General features: G+C 71.2%; 22 protein-coding genes. 16 read left to right on the top strand and 6 right to left on the bottom strand.

Annotated elements, in window-relative coordinates:
• The 5 genes from ODJ79_RS45475 to ODJ79_RS45455 form a co-directional block, all read left to right on the top strand.
• On the top strand, positions 1-720 hold a 720-nt coding region (locus ODJ79_RS45475), incomplete at its 5' end, for a flavodoxin family protein (protein WP_263029981.1).
• Positions 721-741: 21 nt separating this feature from the next.
• The gene (locus ODJ79_RS45470; RefSeq protein ID WP_263029980.1) at positions 742-1125 is read left to right on the top strand and encodes a YybH family protein; all 384 of its coding nucleotides are present in this window, start codon (positions 742-744) and stop codon (positions 1123-1125) included.
• Positions 1126-1158: 33 nt separating this feature from the next.
• Positions 1159-1800, top strand: coding sequence for an RNA polymerase sigma factor (locus ODJ79_RS45465; RefSeq protein WP_263029979.1), 642 nt, complete (start codon positions 1159-1161; stop codon positions 1798-1800).
• On the top strand, positions 1797-2027 hold the full coding sequence (locus ODJ79_RS45460; protein WP_263029978.1) for an anti-sigma factor family protein: 231 nt from the start codon (positions 1797-1799) through the stop codon (positions 2025-2027). The genes ODJ79_RS45465 and ODJ79_RS45460 overlap by 4 nt, the downstream gene beginning before the upstream one ends.
• Before the next feature lie 214 nt (positions 2028-2241).
• The gene (locus tag ODJ79_RS45455) at positions 2242-4407 is read left to right on the top strand and encodes an ATP-binding protein (protein ID WP_263029977.1); all 2166 of its coding nucleotides are present in this window, start codon (positions 2242-2244) and stop codon (positions 4405-4407) included.
• Between the two features lie 106 nt (positions 4408-4513).
• Here ODJ79_RS45455 and ODJ79_RS45450 read toward each other — a convergent pair whose 3' ends face one another.
• Together ODJ79_RS45450 and ODJ79_RS45445 are read right to left on the bottom strand one after the other, a co-directional pair.
• Positions 4514-5176 carry a 3'-5' exonuclease gene (locus ODJ79_RS45450; protein WP_263029976.1) on the bottom strand — a complete coding sequence of 221 codons (663 nt, stop codon included), beginning with the start codon at positions 5174-5176 and terminating at the stop codon, positions 4514-4516.
• Positions 5173-6993, bottom strand: a complete 1821-nt coding sequence (locus ODJ79_RS45445; RefSeq protein ID WP_263029975.1) for a putative nucleotidyltransferase substrate binding domain-containing protein — start codon at positions 6991-6993, stop codon at positions 5173-5175. Before ODJ79_RS45445 ends, ODJ79_RS45450 begins: the two co-directional genes overlap by 4 nt.
• A 146-nt stretch (positions 6994-7139) precedes the next feature.
• Between ODJ79_RS45445 and ODJ79_RS45440 the strand changes: the two genes are divergently transcribed.
• Genes ODJ79_RS45440 through ODJ79_RS45420 form a run of 5 tightly spaced genes read left to right on the top strand, consistent with a single transcriptional unit; the run spans position 7140 to position 10828 of the window.
• Positions 7140-7943 (top strand): hypothetical protein, encoded by an 804-nt coding sequence (locus ODJ79_RS45440; protein WP_263029974.1) that lies wholly within the window; start codon positions 7140-7142, stop codon positions 7941-7943.
• Positions 7940-8200, top strand: a complete 261-nt coding sequence (locus tag ODJ79_RS45435; RefSeq protein WP_263029973.1) for an SHOCT domain-containing protein — start codon at positions 7940-7942, stop codon at positions 8198-8200. Before ODJ79_RS45440 ends, ODJ79_RS45435 begins: the two co-directional genes overlap by 4 nt.
• Entirely contained in the window at positions 8197-8916 is a 720-nt protein-coding gene (locus tag ODJ79_RS45430; RefSeq protein WP_263029972.1) for a hypothetical protein, read from the top strand. The genes ODJ79_RS45435 and ODJ79_RS45430 overlap by 4 nt, the downstream gene beginning before the upstream one ends.
• A gap of 2 nt (positions 8917-8918) precedes the next feature.
• Positions 8919-9650: a response regulator transcription factor gene (locus ODJ79_RS45425; protein WP_263029971.1), complete on the top strand. Its 732-nt coding sequence runs from the start codon at positions 8919-8921 to the stop codon at positions 9648-9650.
• Complete coding sequence (locus ODJ79_RS45420; protein ID WP_263029970.1) at positions 9647-10828, top strand: sensor histidine kinase; 1182 nt, start codon at positions 9647-9649, stop codon at positions 10826-10828. The genes ODJ79_RS45425 and ODJ79_RS45420 overlap by 4 nt, the downstream gene beginning before the upstream one ends.
• Positions 10829-10984: 156 nt before the next feature.
• On the opposite strand, the gene ODJ79_RS45415 is transcribed toward ODJ79_RS45420, so the two are convergent.
• Entirely contained in the window at positions 10985-11785 is an 801-nt protein-coding gene (locus ODJ79_RS45415) for a hypothetical protein (protein ID WP_263029969.1), read from the bottom strand.
• Between the two features lie 383 nt (positions 11786-12168).
• Here ODJ79_RS45415 and ODJ79_RS45410 point away from each other — a divergent pair, with 383 nt between their 5' ends.
• Positions 12169-12678, top strand: a complete 510-nt coding sequence (locus ODJ79_RS45410; protein ID WP_263029968.1) for a universal stress protein — start codon at positions 12169-12171, stop codon at positions 12676-12678.
• A gap of 94 nt (positions 12679-12772) precedes the next feature.
• Positions 12773-14125 carry a serine/threonine-protein kinase gene (locus ODJ79_RS45405; protein ID WP_263029967.1) on the top strand — a complete coding sequence of 451 codons (1353 nt, stop codon included), beginning with the start codon at positions 12773-12775 and terminating at the stop codon, positions 14123-14125.
• A 47-nt stretch (positions 14126-14172) separates the two neighbouring features.
• Here ODJ79_RS45405 and ODJ79_RS45400 read toward each other — a convergent pair whose 3' ends face one another.
• Together ODJ79_RS45400 and ODJ79_RS45395 are read right to left on the bottom strand one after the other, a co-directional pair.
• A complete protein-coding gene (locus tag ODJ79_RS45400) occupies positions 14173-14706 on the bottom strand; it encodes a hypothetical protein (RefSeq protein WP_263029966.1) in 534 nt (177 codons plus the stop codon).
• Positions 14707-14781: 75 nt separating this feature from the next.
• Positions 14782-15360 (bottom strand): RNA polymerase sigma factor, encoded by a 579-nt coding sequence (locus ODJ79_RS45395; protein ID WP_263029965.1) that lies wholly within the window; start codon positions 15358-15360, stop codon positions 14782-14784.
• A gap of 88 nt (positions 15361-15448) precedes the next feature.
• Here ODJ79_RS45395 and ODJ79_RS45390 point away from each other — a divergent pair, with 88 nt between their 5' ends.
• Positions 15449-16030, top strand: coding sequence for a GNAT family N-acetyltransferase (locus ODJ79_RS45390; RefSeq protein ID WP_263029964.1), 582 nt, complete (start codon positions 15449-15451; stop codon positions 16028-16030).
• 9 nt (positions 16031-16039) lie between these two features.
• Here ODJ79_RS45390 and ODJ79_RS45385 read toward each other — a convergent pair whose 3' ends face one another.
• Positions 16040-17080: a magnesium and cobalt transport protein CorA gene (locus ODJ79_RS45385; RefSeq protein WP_263029982.1), complete on the bottom strand. Its 1041-nt coding sequence runs from the start codon at positions 17078-17080 to the stop codon at positions 16040-16042.
• Between the two features lie 398 nt (positions 17081-17478).
• Between ODJ79_RS45385 and ODJ79_RS45380 the strand changes: the two genes are divergently transcribed.
• From ODJ79_RS45380 to ODJ79_RS45370, 3 genes are all read left to right on the top strand, one after another.
• The gene (locus tag ODJ79_RS45380) at positions 17479-18681 is read left to right on the top strand and encodes an ABC transporter ATP-binding protein (protein ID WP_263029963.1); all 1203 of its coding nucleotides are present in this window, start codon (positions 17479-17481) and stop codon (positions 18679-18681) included.
• 145 nt (positions 18682-18826) lie between these two features.
• The gene (locus ODJ79_RS45375; protein WP_263029962.1) at positions 18827-19999 is read left to right on the top strand and encodes a phosphodiester glycosidase family protein; all 1173 of its coding nucleotides are present in this window, start codon (positions 18827-18829) and stop codon (positions 19997-19999) included.
• A gap of 190 nt (positions 20000-20189) precedes the next feature.
• Complete coding sequence (locus tag ODJ79_RS45370) at positions 20190-20969, top strand: hypothetical protein (RefSeq protein ID WP_263029961.1); 780 nt, start codon at positions 20190-20192, stop codon at positions 20967-20969.
• The last annotated feature ends 165 nt before the right edge of the window (positions 20970-21134 follow it).

Genomic DNA, 21134 nt, shown 5'->3' with positions numbered 1-21134 from the left:
GAACCGATGCCCGAAACCCGATACGACGACCTGCGCGCCCTGGTCATCAACTGCACCCTGAAGCGCTCCCCGGAGCTGACCCACACCGGCGGGCTGATCGACCTGAGCCGGGCGATCATGGAGAAACAGGGCGTGCGGGTCGAGGTTCTGCGGGCCGTCGACCACGACATCGCCACCGGGGTCTGGCCGGACATGACCGAGCACGGCTGGGCCACCGACGCCTGGCCGGAGATCTACCGGGACCAGGTGTTGCCGGCCGACATCCTGATCATCGCGGGCCCGATCTGGCTGGGCGACAACTCGTCGGTCACCAAGCAGGTCATCGAGCGGCTCTACGCCTGTTCGCACCTGCTCAACGAGGCCGGCCAGTACGCCTACTACGGCCGGGTCGGCGGCTGCCTGATCACCGGGAACGAGGACGGGGTCAAGCACTGCGCCCAGAACATCCTCTACAGCCTGCAGCACCTGGGCTACACCATTCCGCCGCAGGCCGACGCGGGCTGGATCGGCGAGGCCGGGCCCGGCCCGTCCTACCTCGACCCCGGCTCCGGCGGCCCGCAGAACGACTTCACCAACCGCAACACCACCTTCATGACCTGGAACCTGCTGCACCTGGCCCGGATGCTCAAGGACGCCGGCGGCATCCCGGCGCGCGGCAACCAGCGCAGCGAATGGGATGCCGGCTGCCGCTTCGACTTCCCGAACCCCGAATACCGCTGACCGCTCCGGAAAGGACCCGCCATGCCGACCATGACCGCCGCCGCACCCGCCGACGTCATCACCCTGTTCGCCGCCGCACTGCACGACGGCCGCCTCGACGACGCGCTCGCCCTGTACGAGCCGGACGCCGTGTTCATCGCCGAGCCCGGCGCCGAACCGCTGCACGGCCTCGAGCAGATCCGCGCCGCGCTCGCCGGGTTCGCCGCCCTCCGGCCGACCCTGACCCCCGAGATCCGCAAGGTCGTCCAGGCCGGCGACATCGCCACCGTCCTCAACCACTGGACACTCGACGGCACCGGGCCGGACGGCAGCCCGTTGCGATTGAGCGGTACCAGCGCGGACGTCCTGCGTCGCCGCCCGGACGGCACGTGGGGCCTGCTCATCGACGACCCCTGGGGTGCGTGATTCCCGGCGTCCCTGCCCGGTAACGTGCGCTGCATGGCCGATACCGCGCTGCCCGCCGACGCGATCGTCGTCGGCCGGCTCCGGGCCCGGGACGAGGCCATGTTCGCCACCCTGATCGACGCGTGGTCGCCGGGCATGCTGCGCGCCGCCCGGGCGTACGTGGCCGACGATCACGCGGCCCAGGACGTCGTCCAGGAGGCGTGGCTCGGCGTGCTGCGCGGCATCGACGGGTTCCAGGGGATCTCCTCGCTGCGCACCTGGGTCTACCGGATCCTGATCAACAAGGCCAAGACCCGGGGCGTACGGGACGCGCGCCTCATCCCCGGACTCGGCGTCACCGACGACGACCACGGCCCCACCGTGGACCCCGCTCGCTTCCGGGGTGCGTACGACCCGTACCCCGGGCATTGGCGCAGCTCGCCACCCGCCTGGCCGTCGCCGGAGGACGGCGCGGTGGCCGCCGAGACCCGCCGCCGGCTGGCTTCCGCGCTGGCCGGCCTGCCCACCCGGCAGCGTGTGGTGGTCACCCTGCGCGACGTCGCCGGGCACACCAGCGACGAGGTGTGCGAGTTGTTGTCGATCAGCGCGGCCAACCAGCGCGTCCTGCTGCACCGTGGCCGGGCAGCGCTGCGCGCCGTGCTGGAGCAGCATTGGATCAAGGAGGCGAGCGCGTGAACTGCGACGAGTTCGTGGAGCTGGTCACCGCCTACCTCGAGGGCACCCTGCCGGCGGAGACCGAGCAGCGGTTCGTCGAGCACCTCGCCGAGTGCGACGGATGCGACCGCTACCTGGCTCAGATCCGCGCCACCGTACGCGAGCTGGGTCATCTGCCCGCCCAACGATTGCCGCCCGAGGCCCGCGACCGGCTCCTGGCCGCCTTCCGCGACTGGCCCACCGGCTGAGCGCTGCTGACGGGTCTGCCGGCAACCGGATGGCAACCGGCGGGCACCGTGGTCCGCACCCGGCGGCGCCGAACGGGATGAGGTGCCGCGTCGACGCGCGGCCAGGCCCAGGGGGTGCCGCGTGGGAAACGCGAGGATGCACGACAGCGCGGTGACAGCGCCGTCCGGCGCTGCGCACAGCAGCTCCGGGCGCCGCCGGTCGAGCCTTTGGTCGTTGCTTGCGCGTACGGCGATGTTCGCGCTGCTGTATGCGGCGGCGATCGCGGTGGGCCGGATGACCGTGCTGGGTGACACCCGGATGGCGCTGGTGTGGCCCGCCTCGGGCGTGGCCGTGCTGTGGCTCTGCGCTCAGCGCAACGCCCGAACCCGATGGGTCGATGTGGCCGCGCTGACCGCCATCGCGTGGGCCGGGAACACGCTCACCGGCACCGGCCCGGTGCAGGGTGTCGCGCTGGCCGCGGCGAACCTGACGATGGCCGTGGTGTTCGTGCGGCTGCTGGGTCGCTCCCACCGGCAGCTGCGGTGCGCGGGTGGCCGCGGCCGGCCGGCCAACCCCTGGGAGCTGGGCCGCCTGCTGGGTTACTCCTCGGCGGCGGCCGCCGCGGGCGCAGTGATCGGCCTGGGCGGGCTGTGGCTGGCCGGCGTCCCGGTGACCGGCCAGGCGGTCGTGGACTGGATGGCCAGGAACGTCACCGGCATGTTCGTGATCGGCGCGGCCGGACTGTGGCTCGGCCACACCGCCGCCGCCCTGGCAGCACGGCACGGCAGTTCGCCGCGTGGCTGGTGGCACGCGATCGACCAGCGGCTGCGGACGGTGCCGGCCCGGCAGGTCGGCGAGTACCTGGCCGTGGCGGCCGGCTCGATCGGCGCCTACCTGGTCGGGTTCGTCTACAACCAGGGGTTGCCGCTGGCGTTCCCGCTGATCGTGGTCACCGTGTGGGCGGCGCTGCGACTGCACACCACGTTCGTCGTCGGGCAGAACCTGACGCTGGCTGCCGCGGCGGTGTGGTTCACCCTGCACGGCCACGGCCCGCTCGCCTCCGTCGCCGATCTGGACACCCGCGTGCTGCTCGTCCAGCTGTTCGTCGTGGTCATCACGACGGTGGGCATGATCATCGCGCTGGGCCGCGACGAACGCACCACCCTGCTCGCCGAGCTGGCCGCCCAGCAGGACAAGGCCGCCCGGCACGGCGCGCTGCTGGACGCCGTCATCAACTCGATGGCCGACGGGCTCGCCGTCGTCGACGCCGACCACCGGGTGCTGCTGAGCAATCCCGCCGCCGTGCGCCTGCTCGCGACGCCGGCCGGCCCGCGAACCTCCGCGGGCATCCGCGCCCTGCTGCGTCACCTCGACGGCACTCCGGTCGCCGACGAGGACCTGCCGAACGTCCGCGCCCTGGCTCATGGCCGGATCGACCCCGTGAACCTGCTGTTCGGCGAGCCCGACACCCGTGACTCGCGAGTGTTCCGGGTCTCCGCCACCGCGCTGCCCGACGACAACGGCGCCCGCCAGGCCGTCGTTCTCTACCACGACGTCACTGCCGAAACTCGCCAGCGCGAGCAGCTGGCCGCCTTCGCCGGTGCCGTGGCCCACGACCTGCAGAGCCCGCTGACCACCGTCGAAGGGTGGACGGAGGTCGCCACGGACGCCCTCGCGACCACCGGCAGCAACCCGGGAACCGACCGTGCCCGCGACAGCCTCACCCGCGTTGCACGCGCCGCCACCCGCATGCGCGGACTGATCAACGACCTGCTCGTCTACACCGCCACCCGCGACGCCGACCTCAGCCCGACCCGGGTCGAGCTGACCGACACGGTCAACGACCTCGCCGCCGCCCGCGCCGACGCCGCCGCCGCGACCGGGCAGCCGGTTCCGCAGGTCACCGTCGGTGCGCTCGACCCGGTGCACGCCGACGCGGGCGCTGTCCGGCAGCTGCTGGACAACCTGATCGGCAACGCCATCAAATACATCGCGCCCGGCGTCACGCCGCGCCTCACCGTGACCAGCGTCCATCTCGATGGCTCCAGCCCGAACAACACCGTGCAGGTCACCATCGCCGACAACGGCATCGGCATCCCCGCCGGCCAGCACGAGGCGATCTTCGGCAGCTTCCACCGCGCCCACCCCGGCTCCGAATACGCCGGCACCGGGCTCGGCCTGGCCATCTGCGCACGCATCGTCGCCCGCCACGGTGGTGCCATCGCCGCATACGACAACCCGGGCGGCGGCTCCCGCTTCATCTTCACCCTGCCCGCCACCGCCCAGGCCGGCGTCCTCGCCGCGATCGCCCCGCCGGTGACCCTGCCCGTCACACCCGCGCCGGCCCCGCCCCGACGCACCCCACCGAACCGCATGGCCGCCAAGCACCTCGCGGCCTGACCCCGCGGAGCGGCGGGCTCGCCGAGGCCGAAGCCGTGGCCGGCGGGGGACGCCGGGCAGCTTGTCCCGCACGGTGGGGCATCGCAGACAGCGAAACTGCCGTTTGTCAGGGGCTGTAGTGGCGGGAGATGGCGCACAGCTCTCGTACCGTCAGCGGGCGTGGATTGTTCCCGGCGCGCGTTCGTTCCAGCCGCGTGGCCAGGGCGAGAAACAGTTGGGCGGTCGTGAACGCGTCACCTAGGGCGTGATGCGGGGTGTGTACGGGGAGTCCCAGCGCACGAGAGGCCGTCTCCAGATCGGGCACGCGGGAGGAATCGACGTCGGCGAGCCGGCAGGCCCGCAGCAGGGCGGCGGTGTCGAGCACCGCTCGCCCCAGGGCGGTCCCGCGCGGGCGCAGCACCCGATTGAGGAAGGCGCGTTCGATCCAGGCCGCGTGTGCCACCACCACCCGGTTGGCCAGCAGGCCGGCGAGTTCGTCGGCCGTCTCGCCGATGGTGGGTGCGTCGGCCAGGTCGGCGGCGCGCAACCCGTGGACCTTCAGCGCGGCGACCGACATCGAGCGGGCGGGGCGAACCAGGCCGTACGCGGTCCGGCCGCAGGGGATCCGCGCCTGGCACACGATCGCTGCCCCGTACGCGACGATCTCGTCGCGGCGCAGGTCGAGGCCGGTGGTCTCCAGATCGATGACGCAGAACTCCGCCGCGCGCCATGGGGTACGCGGATGCGGTGCCGGCAGCGACCGGCGGTGCAGCCATCGGGGACCTCTCATCGGTCGAGTCGTCTCATCCAGTCGCGGTCCACCCGAGCCTGGACCAGGGCGATGGCGCGGAACGACTCGCGCAGGTGCCGGCGAGTGAGGGTGTCGAGCTCCCCCGGATTGAAGTACGTCGTGGGCGTGGTGGCGCCGCGGACGGCGCGCGTCTCCTGCCGCAGCAGCATCGAGTAGACGTTGTCGAACCCGCCGGCCAGCGTGTCGGCCTCGTCGGGGGTGAGCAGACCCGTCTGAGCGCCGCGGCGTAACCGGTCGGTCGTCGTGCCGCGGGCGTCGCCGCTGACTATGGCGATCCATCGGGCCAGTGCCACCACCGGAGCCAGCCCACCGCTCTTGAGGTCCAACTGGCCGCGGTGTTCGCCGCTGTGGGCGACGACGAAGTCCCGGACGAATCCGGTGGGCGGCCGCCAGCCCAGGGCCTCGTCGAGCAGCGCCCGCAGGAACCGGGTGGTGCGGGTGTGCGAGCGGATCTGCTCGGTCAGCGCGCGGCCGAGCGGCAGGTTGGTCAGCGCGCGGCTGTCGGCCACCATCGCCGACAGCAGCAGCGCATTCTCCTGGGTGGGATCGTGCTGCCAGCCGCGGGCGGCCGCCAGCCAGCCGGACCGGGACCGACTGAACACGGGATTGTGGGCGTTGGCGCCGTTCGTACACAACGTCAACCCACACTGTCGCAGCTCGCGCAGCACCTCCCAGGCGTCCGCACGGATGGCCGTGGCCTGGTCCGGCGCCGATTCCGGCGGATCGGGCCAGACCAGGGCGGTGTCGAGGTCCGACAACGGCAGCGGCTCCCGGCGCGCCAGCGAGCCGAGCAGGACCCACGAGTGCCGCCCGGCGTCCGGCACCGGGCTCTGATGCAGATCCAGCACCCGCCGGACGAGCGCGTCGACGATGGTGGCGTGCACCGCGCCGATGTGCCCGGCGGCCACGCCGGCGTCGGACAACTCGACGATCGTGGTCGGAAGCAACCGTGCCGCCTGGGCCAGCTGGTCCAGCGACGTGGCGCCCTCGATCGCCGAGCGGACCAGCAGCGGGTCGCGGATCTCGGCGTGCGCGAGATCAACCGCTCGCACCACGCCGACCGGCCGGCCGGACTGGTCGGTCACCACCAGGTGGTGCACGCCGTGCTCCACCATGCGCAGCAACCCGGCGGCCTGGGTGGCGTCCTCGTCGATGGTCAGTGCGGGCATCGTCGCCAGCCGGGCCACCGGCGCGTCGACGCCGACCTGCCCGGTGGCCACCCGGCGCCGGAAGTCGAAGTCGGTGACGATGCCCAGGCCGGTGTCGGACCGCACGAGCGCGCAGGAGGTCCCCGCGGCGCCGATCTGATCGGCGACGTCGCGGACGCGATCGTTCTCGGCGCACCAGACGACGGGACGGATCAGGTCCGCGAGCCGGCGATCGCCCCGGACCACGCCGCCGCCGGCCAGGTGCTCCCGCGGGGAGGCCGCTTCCACGGCCGTGAAGCGCAGTCTTTCGGGGTGGGCGAGAAAGGCACGCGGATCGGGGATCCGCAGGCACAGGCTCTCTTCCTGAGCGCGTACCAGCAGCCGCGGCGGCAGGTCGGACAGCAGCCAGAGATGCCCGAACGTGTCGCCCGGGGCGAGCAGGTCGACGACCTGCCCGCGATCCAGCACTTCCAGAGCGCCGGTACGGACCACCCACAGGTGCTCGAGCCGTCGCTCGTCCTCGGCGACGACCACGGCCCCGGCCGCGAAGTACTCGACCTCCACGTGCGCCACCAGCCGGTCCATGTCCTCCGCGTCGAGCGCGTCGAAGGGTGGCTGACCACCGAGGAAGTCGGCGAACTCCTTCACGGCTCCCCGCTTCCCGACCCGTCATGATCCGGCATCGCGACACCCGACGCTAACCGCGCCAGCGCTTGCCGGTCAGAGCCGAACGGCCCTCCGCCGGGGGTACTGCGGTCCTGGCGAGGCTGGTCGGTCGACGTGACGCTGAAGGCGTGGACGTTTCGGACGCGCCGCGCGTGCCTGCCGATCGCGCCCTGTGGTGGCGCTGGTTCGGGACTGTCACGCTGGGCGAGTTCGCCGGCTTCTCGGTGCCGGCCGTCGTCGGCGCGGTGACTGCGGAGGCTCCCGCGACGGTGGCCGTGGCGGCCGTGGTCGCGGCCGGCGCCGTGGAGGGCGCCATGCTGGGGTGGGCGCAGGCGAGTGTCCTCGTACGGGTGCTTCCCGGCCTGCGTGCGGGCCGCTGGATCGTGGCCACCGCGTGCGGTGCGGTCCTCGCGTACGTCGTCGGCATGTCGCCCTCCGCCGCCGCCGAGCTCGGCCTGCCGGCGTCCGTGCTGATCGGTCTCGCTCCGGTGCTGGCACTCGTGCTGTTGCTGTCCATCGGAACAGCCCAATGGCTGGTGCTCCGGAGGATCGTACGCCGATCGGCCGGATGGATCGCGGTGACCGCTCTCGCCTGGACGGTCGGGCTCGGTGTCTTCCTCGCCTTCTCGATGCCGTTGTGGCATCCCGGGCAGGCGACGACGACCATCGTCGCGATCGGCGTCGCCGGTGGGCTGCTGATGGCCGCCACGACTTCGGCGATAACGGGATTCGGCGTACGGAACATGACTGGCAGGGTCGCCGCCTCGGCGAGCTCCGCCCCGACAAGGCGGCAGCAGCCTTCGTCAAATCTTCGTCGTTCGACCCGGGAGAACTTCGGGTCCGCCGAGCACCGTGAAGGTGTGGCCGGAACGAACCCCGGCCGCAGGCCCGGATCGGTTGATCCGGACCGCACGGAAGGAGCACGACGATGATGGGCTGGTACGGCGGGGGTATGGGCTGGGCCGGTTGGCTCGGCATGGGCCTGTTCTGGCTGGCGCTGATCGCGGTGATCGTCCTGCTGGTGGCGCGCCTGCTGCCCGGCACCGGGCCGAGCGATCCCGGCCGGAGTGACCCGCGGCTCGACTCGCCCGAGGAGATCCTGGACCGGCGTTTCGCACACGGTGAGATCGACCTGGACACCTATCAGAAGCAGCGGGCGGCACTCGCGCAGGCCCGGGGGCAGAAATGACCGGCGCACGCCGCAACTGGCTGATCGCGGCCCTGGCAGTCGCCGTCCTCGTGCTGGCCGGCAGCATCGCCGCGGTGGCCGCCACTGCGGGCCGCGGCCCAGCCGTCACCAGCGGGCGGGCCGGTCCCGGGAACGGCTCCGCCTGGGGCTACGGGCCGGGCATGATGGGTGGCGCGGGCGGGGGCATGATGGGCGCGGCCGGAGCTTGGCGGACCGGCGGCCGGTACGGGCTGCCCGGCGACGGGCGGACGGTCACCAGCCTGGACGCGGCGAAGGCGCGAGCACAGTCCTTCGCCGACCGGCTCGGTGACGGCCTGCGTGCCGGTGAGGTGATGCAGTTCGCCAACGGCTACTACAGCGAACTACGCACGGCCGGCGGAGCGGGCGCGACCGAGGTCCTGATCGACCCGGGCACCGGAGCGGTCAGCATCGAATACGGACCGGCGATGATGTGGAACACCCGCTACGGCATGCACGCCACGGGGAACGCGCCGACCCGGGTCTCCGCCGCCCGGGCGGTCACCGACGCCCAGACCTGGCTGGACGCCCAGCACACCGGACTGACCGCCGCCGAGGCGACAGCGTTCCCCGGCTACTACACCCTGCACACGCTCAACGGCGAAAAGATTGCCGGGATGATGTCGGTCAACGCCGTCACCGGGACGGTCTGGTACCACACCTGGCACGGCACGTTCCTCGCCATGGCAGGAGACTAGGCATGGTCGACGAACCCGCCACCGCGGCTCGAACCGCGGTCCGCGCTCTCGTCGTCGACGACGAGCCGGCGCTGGTCCGGGCCGTGGCGGGTTACCTGCAACGGGAGAGCTTCACCGTGACCACCGCCGCTGACGGCGAGTCCGCCCTGCGCGCGGCGCGCAAGGACACGCCGGACGTCGTGGTGCTGGACCTGATGCTGCCGGGGATCGACGGGATCGAGGTCTGCCGGACGCTGCGCACTTTCACCGACGCGTACGTGATCATGCTGACCGCCCGCGCCGACGAGGTGGACAAGCTGATCGGGTTGTCGGTAGGCGCCGACGACTACCTGACCAAGCCGTTCAGCCCCCGCGAGTTGGTGGCCCGGATCCGGACGATGTTGCGCCGGCCCCGCGCAACGGCAGCCGCCGTAGCGGACACCCCTGAGCCGGCAGCACTGCGGTTTGGATCGCTGACGCTCGACCCGGCCGCCCGGGAGGCCCGCGTCGGCGACCAGGTCGTGGAGCTGACCCGAACCGAGTTCGACGTGCTGGCCGCCCTGGCCGCCCGGCCCCGGCAGGCGTTCACCCGCCGGCAGCTCCTCGACGCTGTCTGGGGCGGCGACTGGATCGGCGACGAGCATCTGGTCGACATCCACGTCGGCCACATCCGCCGCAAGCTCGGCGACGACCCGGCCGACCCGCACTACATCCGCACCGTGCGCGGCGTCGGCTACCGGATGGGCACCGGATGAACCGCACCTCACGGGATCGCTGGGCACGGCTCGGGCTGGGGCCACGGTTGTTCGCCGCGATGACCCTGGTGGTCTGCGCGGGCGCAGGCACCCTGCTGGTCGTGGCCCTGCTGGTCGCGCCGGCGGTGTTCGGCGCTCACCTGCGCCGCTCCGGAATGCCGGACCTCAGCACCGTCGTGCAGGCCCACGTCGACGAGGCGTTCACCGAGGCCATGCTGATCTCGCTGGTAGCGGGGATCACGGTGGCGGTGCTGACCGCCGGGCTGGTGGCCTGGCTGGTCGCCCGCCGCCTCGCCGCCCCGGTCGGCGAGCTGGCCGCCGCCACCGCCCGGCTGGCCGACGGCAACTACGACGCCGATCTGACCGACCCGCGCCTCGGCGCGGAATTCACGGCGCTGACCACCGCGGTGAACCAACTCGGCCGCAAGCTTGCCGGCTCCGAGGACACCCGGCGCCGGCTGCTGGCCGACCTCGGCCACGAGCTGCGAACCCCGATCGCCGCCCTGGAGGCGACCGTGGACGCCATCACCGACGGCGTGCTGCCGATCGACGACACCACCCTGGAAACTCTCGCCGAGCAGGCCTTCCGGCTGCGTCGACTGGTCGTCGACCTCGAGTCGGTCTCCCGCGCCGAGGAACGACAACTCGCCCTCCACCCGACACCGGCAAGACTGGCCGACCTCGCCGGCCGGGCCGTGCTCGCGATGCGCCCTCGCTTCCAGACCGGCCACGTAGACGTCTTACTGCACGAGGAGGACCCCGACCTCACCGTCACCGTGGACCACGACCGCATCGTCGAGGCCCTGATGAACCTGCTCGACAACGCCCTGCGGCACACCCCGGCCGACGGCAGGGTCACGGTCACGCTGGACCGGCCCGCCGCCGAGGCGCACCAGCCCGGCAACCACCTCCGGCCCGCCCGGATCTCCATCGTCGACACCGGCGAAGGGTTTCCACCGGACGAAGCCGACCGGCTGTTCGAGCGCTTCTACCGCGCCGACCCCGCTCGCCGCCCTGCAAGACCCCTCGCCCATGAACAGGAGGCCGGCCGGCACGGATCAGGCATCGGCCTGACCATCACCCGAGCGATCATCCAATCGCACCACGGGCAGATCACCGCATACTCGGCCGGGCCGGGCCAGGGCGCCACCTTCACCCTCACGCTCCCCGCAAATTGACCAGGACGAGGCATACCGGTGGTGGTCCCGCCGGACCGGGGCCTTCGGCTGGTTTCTCCCGCGATGACGGCCCACCCGGAAAGGAGACTGCCGACATTGGCCTATGTGCTCAAGCGTTCTACTTGCGGTATATCGGGCATCCGTAAGGTGATTTCGCTACGCGTGACCGAGCTTGCGGAAAGCGGTCGTGGCGATCTTCGCGAACTGGGTGTCGTGCATCGATTCCGGCACGCCGACCTGCACGATCTCCTCAAACACGCCTCCTTGGGCGAACACCACCAGGTTGCCCTGGACAACGAGATCGAAGCCCGGGTTCTTGACGGTGAGGGTCATCGCCATGGCGACCGACGCGTCACCCAACCGTGGCATCCTCGGCAGTTCGGTCAACGCGATCCGCAGGTCTTCGGACGTGATGAGCGGGCAGCATTCGAGCACGCTCTCGGTGCTGCGCACCAGGTCACGGGCAGTCTCTTCGCCGGTACCGACGATCTTCTGGACCAGCACCGGCCCGTTCGGGTCCCGTTTGAAGGCGGCCAGTTCCATCGGGGTCTCGTCCCAGGCGGCCGGGTCGGCGCTCCTGCCGGTCGGCTGCCAGGCGTGCGACCCCACCATCTTCGAAGCGGCCAACAGAGCCCCGTCCGGGCCGCCGGGGCCGGACAGGCCGGCAAGCATCGCGGCGGTGATGTCGAGCTGCTGGTATCCCGCCGGCAGGTCGTCCGTCGTCAGTACGGCGTACCCCAGCTGTTGCTGAGCGAGGTGCCGACCGGCCGCCGGCTGTTCCGCGACGGCAGCCGACGCGGGACGCACGGTGCCGGCGATGTCGCTGAGCATGGACGAAAGGGTGATTCCCAAGGAAAGGGCGAGAATGGCCGAACAGCTGATGTTGATTCTTTTGAGGAAGGTTCTCATGGCCTCAACATAATCGGATCGCCATCCGGATAATGAGCGATTCGACATTGCGGCGGCGGCGTGGGCAAGGGCGTTTATATGGTACGCCGAGGGTATTTGTCCCGCCGCGGCGCCAGATGGTCTTCGAAGCGGCGTAGCTTGTACCCCGGCCGGGCCATCACGTTTCGCCGGCCGGGTCCGATCAGGGCCGCTGGGGCGGGACCATCAGCACCGCGCGGCACCTGATCCGTCCGACGTCCTACGTGGAGGTATCGACTAGCTCGACGCGGCGATCGTGACTGTCCTGGGCTCGTCTGCGGTGGCGGCCAGGGCGGGTGGCCCTGGCAGACCGCGTAGGGGAGAGGCGGGTCTGTGGTCGCCGGGGGAGGGGACGTTGGCCCCTGTCAGCGGGCCCGCCCGGGAGGCCACCATGGCGGTGGGGAGGAGATGCCATGACGACCATCGCCACGCCACTCAGCGGGCCGGTCGTGGTGCCGGGTTCGCGCCAGCGGGCCTCGGCCGGCCCCGTTGTGGTAGCTCTGGATGATGACGGAAACGCCAGGACGCTGCTGCGGCATGGGCGGCACCTGGCGGCGCGGCTGCGGGTTCCGCTTCGGGCCGCGTACGTGTGGTCGGACTGCCGCCCGCCCGAGTGCGCCCATCATCGGCGCTGCCATCGCGATCTGGGCGAGGCGTGCCGGCTGCTGACCGCGCTCATCGACGACCACTTGCCGGCGGACGCGGCAGGACAGGTCGAGCGGGATGTGGTGCACGCGGTGGATCCGGCCGCGGCGCTGGTCACGCTCAGCGCGTCGGCCTCGATGCTGGTGGTCGGTTCGTCCAGCGACTGCCCGCGGGACTCGGCGGAGCTGGGCGGCACGACCCGGCGGCTGCTCGGCCGGACCCGCTGCCCGGTGATGGTCGTTCCGCGGGCGACCGGTCCCCGGAACCGGTTCTGGTGACCTCAGGGCTTGCCGGCCGAGGTCTCCCGGAGACCGGCGAGGCATCGAGCGACCACGTGGCACCTCAGGTGCCCACGCTGGAAGGGTCGGCGTCGTGAACTCGCCCAGCCGGATCGGGCAGTACCGGATCGAGCGACTCCTGGGCGTCGGATCCTTCGCCACCGTTTGGCTGGGCTACGACCCAGCGCTCGACGCGTACGTCGCGATCAAGGTGTTGGCGGAGAACTGGAGCCACGATCTGCGGGTCCGCGAGCGATTCCTCGAGGAAGGCCGGCTGCTGTGGCGGCTGGACCACGAACGACTGGTCCGGGTCCACACGGTCGGCGAGCTGGAGGACGGGCGGCCGTATCTCGTCATGGAGTGGGCGGACGGCGGCAGCCTGCGGGATCGACTGAAGACCGGGCCGATTCCGGTCGGCCAGGCGCTCCGGGTGCTGCACCAGATCGCACTCGCCGTAGCGGTGCTGCACGATCGGGGCATCGTGCACCGGGACCTCACGCCGGGCAACGTCCTCTTCCGATCCCGTACGGCCGGTCGGCGCGGCCCGGAGGTGGTCCTCGCCGATCTGGGCCTCGCCAAGGCGACGGCGGCGGCCTCCGGCCTGACCGCCCGGGCCGGCACCCCGGGCTACATGGCACCGGAGCAAGATGATCCGTTCGCCGTCGTCGACGCCCGCAGCGACGTCTACGGCCTGGGCCGCATCGGCCTGGATCTGCTACGGCAAGCTGGTCCTGAGCTTGCTCGCGTCAGGGCGGGGGTGCCGCGGGAGGTCTCGAATCTGCTCCGCACCGCGACGGCACGGCGCCCCGCCGACCGCTATCCGGACGCGGCCCGGTTCGCCGCGGCGCTGGAGACTGCCATCGCGGCACCCAACGACAGGAAGGGCTGGTGGACGCGTACGGCTGCCGTCGTTGCCATCCTCGCCGGAGTCCTCGTCGTCCGGGGCGACGGGAACGCCACGGCATCGTCCGGCGCCCGGGGTCCGATCGTCGCCACCGATCGGACCGGCCGGATCAGCGTCACGATGCCGAGCGGCTGGCACGCCCGCGGCACCGGCTGGGCCGGCCAGCGCGATGCCGCGGGCAACCTGCAGCCGGCCCTCGTGATCGCGCCTGATCCGGAGCTGTGGCGCACCGAGCCGGCCATGCCCGGGGCGTTCGTCGGGCTGTCTTCCGACCTTGCGGACCGCACGACGCCGGCGCGGTATCTCGACGAGCATCCGCATGCGGAGTGCACCACCGCGCCGGCCCGAACCGCCCGGCTCGCCGGGATCGACTGGGAGATCGTGTCCTTCCGTTCGTGCCGCGCCGGTAAGGCGGTGATCGTCGAGTCGGCCGGGCTGGGGCCCGGCAAGGCCGGTCTGGTGTACGTCCAGATCGCACCACCGGCCGGCAGCGAATCAACGTTCGTCAACACGCTGCTCGCCGGTGTGCGCGTCCGGTCCTGAGCCGATCCGGTCCTGGCCGGCCTGCGCGAGCCCATGCCCTGCCCGGATCACGAGACGACCACCACGGCGGTGGTCCGAGTGCCGCTGTCGAGCGCGACCTGAACCGTCACCGTTCCCGTACGGATGAAGCGGACGGTGTAAACGCCCGCCTCGTATTCGCGGGTGACGGACCCGGCCGGGTCGGCTGACACAGTCCCGGGAGCGACATGCTCGATCCGCAGCACGCCTCCGATCTTCATGCAGAGACTCTTCGGATACTGGTCGGAAGGATCGCCGCTGATCGTGTAGACGACCGCACCAAGGCAGGCGGACGTCGGCGACGGCGACGGGGGCCGTTTGGTCGGGCTGGTCGGCGGCCTGGTCGGCTTGGTCGGCCTGGTCGGGGTGGTCGGGGTGGTCGGGGTGGTGGTGCCGGACGCCGCCGGCGGCGTGGGTACATAGCTGGACGCGGGTGCGGACGACGCGCCGCCCGACTGGCCGGACACCGGCTGGACCGGGTCCGACCCGCATGCGGCGATCAGTACGGTTGCCAGGAGGGCCGCCCCGCCACCGGCGAGGCGAGTGAGCGCTGGATGTTTCATCGGAATCTCCTTCGTTCGAACGCTCTACCCACTCAGTCACCGGCTCCGGGGCGTTTGGTTCGGACGAATGCACCGCTATGTCGCGTCGTCGATCAGCCAGCCGCGCAGCCGGCGTCGGCCTTCGTGGATGCGGGACTTCACCGTTCCCTCGGGCAGTCCGAGCAGCGTCGCGATCTGCCGGTAGGGCATCTCCAGGACATCGCGCAGGGCGAGCGGCTCGGCGAGGTCGGGGCCGAGCAGCTCCAGGCCGTCGAGCAGATCGATCCGGGTGCCTGCCACGACGCTGGTACGCCGCGGGTCGGGCCGTTCCGGCAAAGACGCGGACGCCGACTCGGCGAAGCGGCGTCGCAGCATCTGATATGTCGACCGGGAACGATTGGCCGCGATCCGATGCGCCCAGGTTCGGAACGTCGAGCGTCCGTCGAACCTCGAGATGCCGCGCGCAACCGCGAACAGCGTGTCCTGGCAGGCTTCCTCCGCGTCTTCGCGGTGCGGCAGGAACCGCGCGCACGCACGCAGCATCTCCGGCCGGATCCTGACCAGCAGAAGATCCAGGGCGGCCGGATCACCGTCCGAAGCGGCGCGGGCGAGGCTCTCCACGTCCACGACTTCCGCCACCATAAGGCCAGCGTCGCAACGGCCTTCATCGATCAATAGTGCCGAAGGTCCTCCCGGACGGCGCAACCGCAGGAGTACTTCGGCCCGGTGTCGCTATGGACCGGATTCGGCCACCATAGAGCCCATGAGACTGGATCTGCCGCAGGACTACCCGCGGGAGTACGAGCGGGAGCTGCGGCTGGCGGACGGGCGCCGGGTGCTGATCCGCCCGATCGTCCCCGCCGACGCCACGGAGCTCGGCGACGCCATCCACACCGCCGACCCGGACACCGTACGCCGCCGGTTCCTGGGCGCGCCGCCGCACATCACCCCGCGGTTGCTGGAGCACCTGTGCACCGTCGACTACCGGAAACGGTTCGCCCTCGTCGCGACCGACCCGCAGACCGGCCGCGGTGTCGCCATCGCGCGGTACGAGGCGACCGGGGACGAGGTCGCCGACGTCGCCGTCGCGGTCGATCCAGCATGGCGCGGGATCGGCCTGGCCACCGCGCTGATCGAGACGCTCGCCGAGATCGCCCTCGAGCGTGGCATCCACGCGTTCAGCGCCTACTACCTGGCGGCGAACCGGCCGGTGGCGGCCCTGGTCGGGCACCTGGGGCTCGGCGGCCGGCAGATCATCAGGGAGGGCTTCGCCGAGGCCGCGGTCGCCCTCGACCGCGACGGCGTGCCGGCCGCGACCGACAGGCGGGGGCCGTCCGGTGACTGAGCCTCCGGCCTACAGCCAGCCCCGGCGCTTGAAGATGGTGAACAGCAGCAGGCTTACCGTCACCATGAGGCTCAAGGCGAATGGGTAGCCGGCGGTCCAGTGCAGTTCGGGCATGTGGTTGAAGTTCATCCCGTACACCGTGCCGACGATGGTCGGGGCGAACAGGATCGCGGCCCAGGCGGAGACTTTCTTGATCTCTTCGTTCTGGGCGTAGCTGGCGATCGTGAGCCGGCGGACCTCCTCGTTCTGCGCCTGAGACACCAGGGTGGCGTTGAGCAGCAGAATGTCGGCGAGCGTCTGCCGGAAACCGTCGACCCGCTCGGCGACGGTGGTGGCGTGGTCGGCGACGTCGGCCAGGTAGCGGCGCAGTTCCTCGTCGGTGCCGTACTTGTCGAAGCCGGCGGCCAGGCCGCCGAGGATGTCCAGCAGCGGCCGGGTGGCCCGCTGGAACTCGATGACCTCGCCGGACAGTTCGTAGATGCGGCGGGTGACTTTCGGGTCCCCGCGGAACACCTCGGTCTCGATCTCGTCGATGTCGTGTTGCAGGCCCGCAATGACCGGGGCGTAGCCGTCCACGACCGCGTCGAGGATGCCGTAGAGCACCGCCTCGGGTCCGCGGGCGAGCAGGTCCGGATCGTTTTCCATGCGGTGGCGGACGGCGCCGAGGTCGGGCGCCTCGGCGTGGCGGACGGTGAGCACGAAGTGCGGACCGACGAAGACGTGTACCTCGCCGAAGTGGACCTCTTCCAGCTCGTCGACGTACCGGGCGGCCCGCAGCACGAGGAACAGGGTGTCGCCGTAGCGTTCCAGCTTGGGCCGTTGATGGGCGACGATGGCATCCTCGACGGCGAGCTTGTGCAGCCCGAACTGCTCGGCCACGGTCAGCAGTTGTTCCTCCGCCGGCCGGTACAGCCCGATCCACGCCATCGTGCCTGGCTGCGCACACAACCGCTGATAGGCGTCATGGAGGTTGCCCGGACTCTCGACGCGGCGACCGCCCCGGTAGAGGCCGGCGTCCACCACGTTCGCGTCGGCCGGTGGTGCGAGCATCACGCGCCGAGGATCCATGGACAACTCGGGTGGTGTCCCCGGCCCGTGGATCGATGCGTCGCGCCGCGAGTGCCGCGGGCGGATGTGGGCACGCCAGCTATCCGTCATGGCCGACGCCCGTCATGCGGAGGGTTGGCCGCTACCCGAACCTCCAGCGGCCGGACGGCGGGTGGGACGGGCGCGGTCGTCATCGTCATCGTCACGGCCCTCCTGTCCGGCTCGCTCCAGCCTCAACGCCAACGCCGCCGCAACGGCAGGGCCAAAGGTCCCGGCAGGTAGTGATGGTGCGGCCCCGGCAGGGTGATCGTTCGGCACTGACGCCCGCCCCGGTGCGGGGATGTACTGGGAATGTGATCGCCACGCGTGGGCGGGGCGGTCGTCGGTGACGGAGGCGCGCCATGTCGGTCGTGCGGTTGGAGCATCTGACGAAGACCTTTTCCGGCGGTACCACGGCGGTCGACGATCTGAGCCTGACCATCGGTGACGGTGAGTTCCTCGTGCTGGTGGGGCCGTCGGGCTGTGGCAAGTCGACGGTTCTCCGGATGATCGCCGGGCTGGAGGACGCCAGCGGCGGGGACGTGTTCATCGACGACCAGCGGGTGACCGATTGGGCGCCCAAGGCGCGCGACATCGCGATGGTGTTCCAGAACTATGCGCTGTATCCGCACATGACCGTGCAGCAGAACATGGGGTTCGCGCTGAAGCTGCGGCACACCGACAAGGCCGAGGCGCAGGAGAAGGTGCGCGAGACGGCGGACCTGCTGGGCCTGTCGGCCTATCTGGAGCGTAAGCCGAAGGCGCTGTCGGGTGGGCAGCGGCAGCGCGTCGCCATGGGCCGGGCGATGGTCCGTCAGCCGCGGGTCTTCCTGCTCGACGAGCCGCTGTCCAACCTCGACGCCAAGTTGCGGGTGTCGATGCGGGCCGAGCTGGCCCGGCTGCACCAGCGATATCGGATCACCACCGTGTACGTGACGCACGACCAGGTGGAGGCGATGACGCTGGGTGACCGGATCGCGGTCATCGACAAGGGGCGGCTGCAGCAGGTCGGTACCCCGGAGGAGTTGTACCGGGCGCCGGCCAACCGGTTCGTGGCCGGGTTCATGGGGTCGCCGAGCATGAACTTCGCGACGGTCGAGCTCGGTGGTGACGCCGACCGGGTCACCATGACACTCGGTGGGCAGGAGTTCGGCCTGTCCGATGTCGTGCGTCGTCGCCCGGACCTGGCCCGGTACCTGGGGTCCCGGGTGGTGATCGGGCTGCGGCCCGCCGCGTTCTCGGTGGCCGAGTCGCCCGGCGTGGCCGCGCTGACGATCGTGCCGCTGGGCGTGGAATCGCTCGGCGACGAGAAACACGTGCTCTTCCGGGCGCCGCTGGCGGACGTCTCGGTGGCCCGTGAGGGAACTGACGACATGCCGGTGACCGTGGACGAAACGTCCGGCGCCCAGCTGTGGACCGCCAAGGTGACCCAGCGGGCTGACCTGGCCATCGGTCGTCCCGTGTCGCTGACGGTCGATCTGAGCGAGGCGTACTTCTTCGACCCGGTCAGCGGGGAGGCGGTTGTGGAGGTGCCGGTCGCCGCCCCGGTCGCCGCCGCCGCGTGAGCAACGATTTGGCCGCTCCGGAGCGGACGGATCGCGCTCATCTCAGTGATCCAACGTGGGCGAAAGCTGAGGATTCTTCGAGATCGCCAAGAATTGGCCGCTATGTTCAAGCGGCATCATTCGGCGGATCGCGCGGAGGGATCCGATGGCCATCGAGAATCCCGAGGATCGCCAGAACGCCAGGCGCAAACGGCCTTCCCGGCGCGTCTTGATCGTGGGGCCCGTCCTGGTGGTGCTGTTGTGGGCAACTGTGTCGTACACGACGTACATGCTGCGGCCGTCAAGTCTGCCGTGGGGCGTGCGCAGTGTGGAGTGGGTCAGACAGGATGTCGTTTTCGGCAATTGGCTGGCCGATGAGGCGGAGCGCATCTACTACACCGCGACGGCCCCGAAGAAAGGCGGCTCGCCGTTGCCGAGCCTGCCTTCGGTCGGGCTTAGTCAGCCGCCCGCCCACGCCGGTGCCTGGCCGCCGCCGATCGAGCCGATCTTCCCGCACCCGCTGCCGGGCGAAGGGGCCTGGAAGCCGACCGGTCCGCCGGTCAACGGTGGCCCGCCGGTGCTGGTGACGACGTTCCGGCCGGAGCTCGACTACCCGCGGCTCGTCGCGTACGTCGCCTGGTTCGACCACACGCGCAGCACGCTCGGGTACTACCCGGGCCGCTACGAGCCGCCGCACGCCGCCGTGCGCGGGCCGGCGATGGTCCCGGACGACCAGCGCTCGCGGCTGCTCGCGACCTTCAACGGCGGCTTCACCTACGCCGACGGCCACAACGGCTCGGCTGACAACGGCCGCACCAACGAGCCGCTGAAGAACGGCAATGCCACCCTCCTGGGTTACCGCGACGGTCGCATCGCGATGGTGACGTGGAGCGGCGGCCCGGACGCCGGGCCAGATGTGGCCTGGGCCCGCCAGAGCCTGGCTCCCATCATCTGGAACGGGCAGCTGAACCCGCAGCTGAACACCAACCCGGACAGCCCCCAATGGGGGTACACGCTCGGCGGCAGGACCCGCGTCTGGCGAACCGGCGTCGGCATCGACCGCCGAGGCAACCTGATCTACGTCGCGGCCGACGGCCAGACGGTGATCACCTTGGCGAAGATCCTCCAGCACCTCGGGGCGATACGGGCGATGGAGTTCGACATCAACCCCGAATGGCACACCTTGATCACCTACACCCAGGGTTCCCACGGTCTCGTCCCGACCATGCTCGGGCCCAATCCGATGCAAGCGCCCACCCGCTACCTCGTCCCCGACGACCGCGACTTCTTCACCGTCTACCGACCCCTGCCCGGTCCGGTGACCGTTCCCTTCGGGTAGCCATCGCTGATCTCGATACCAGCGGTGACATCCTGCGGGCGGCCTTGGAGCCCGTATGCCGGACGGCGCGGTGAATTCTTGGAGGTCTCGAAGAACCACCGGGCAATGCTGGTGCAGGCCCGGCAGCCCCGAGGCAACGGCATCGACGGGGCCGCCGCAGGGCCGCACGACCGACCGGGAAGGACCATCGATGGGTGTGCGAGCGATGTCGGTCGAGGCCGTCGTTGCCGCGGCCGGCCGGGGACACCGCGACGACGAGATCCGGCCCGGCACCGGCGGGCCGGCCGGCAACGCCGCGCTGACTGCCTGGACGGGCCTTGTACTGCTGGCGCTCTTCCTGGCCGAGCTGGTCACGTTGCTCGACGTGCGAGGACTGCTGAGTTGGCATGTGGTGGTCGGAACCCTGCTCATCCCGCCGGCGTTGGTCAAGACCGGCAGCACCGGGTGGCGCATGATCGGCTATTACCTCGACAGGCGGCCCTATCGCCGGGCCGGGCCACCGCCGATGCTGCTACGACTGCTCGGTCCGCTGGTCGTCGCGTCCACCCTGGCGGTGCTGGGGACCGGCGTGACGCTGGTGCTGGTCGGGCCGGTCACCGGCCGGCGGAGCCTCGTGGACGTGGCGGGACAGCACGTCGACCTCCTCACGCTGCACAAGGTGTCGTTCGTCGCCTGGGCGGGCGCGACCGGCCTGCACGTGCTCGGTCGCCTGATCCCGGCGATGCGCCTGACGGTCTTGCGCCCGGAAACGGCGGGCCCGATCCCCGGGCGGGTGGCCCGAGCGATGCTGATCGCCGCCACCGCGGCCGTCGCGGTGATCACGGCGGTGCTGGTGCTGGGCCTGGCCGGGCCGTGGCGAGCGGAACCGCGACACTTCCACCGTCGACCGGTCGCCGAAGTGGGTTACCCGGCGGGCACGCTCCCCACGGTGCCTCGAGCGTCATCGCCCGGACCTGTCCTCAGCAGGTGACCAACGGCCCTGAACGAGGGCAGGTCGGCGGTGGACGGTGGAGGTGGAGGCGTGGGCAGCGACGCCCGCGCGCGGAGGCGATTCCCGTGAGAACGCTCCGGACCGTGAGCGCGTTGACGGTCCTGGCCGTCACCGCGATGGGTCTGGCGGCCGCGCGGCCGGCGT

The organism is Actinoplanes sp. KI2, assembly GCF_025630775.1.
GTDB lineage: Bacteria > Actinomycetota > Actinomycetes > Mycobacteriales > Micromonosporaceae > Actinoplanes.
This window is presented reverse-complemented; position numbering and strand designations above follow the sequence as displayed.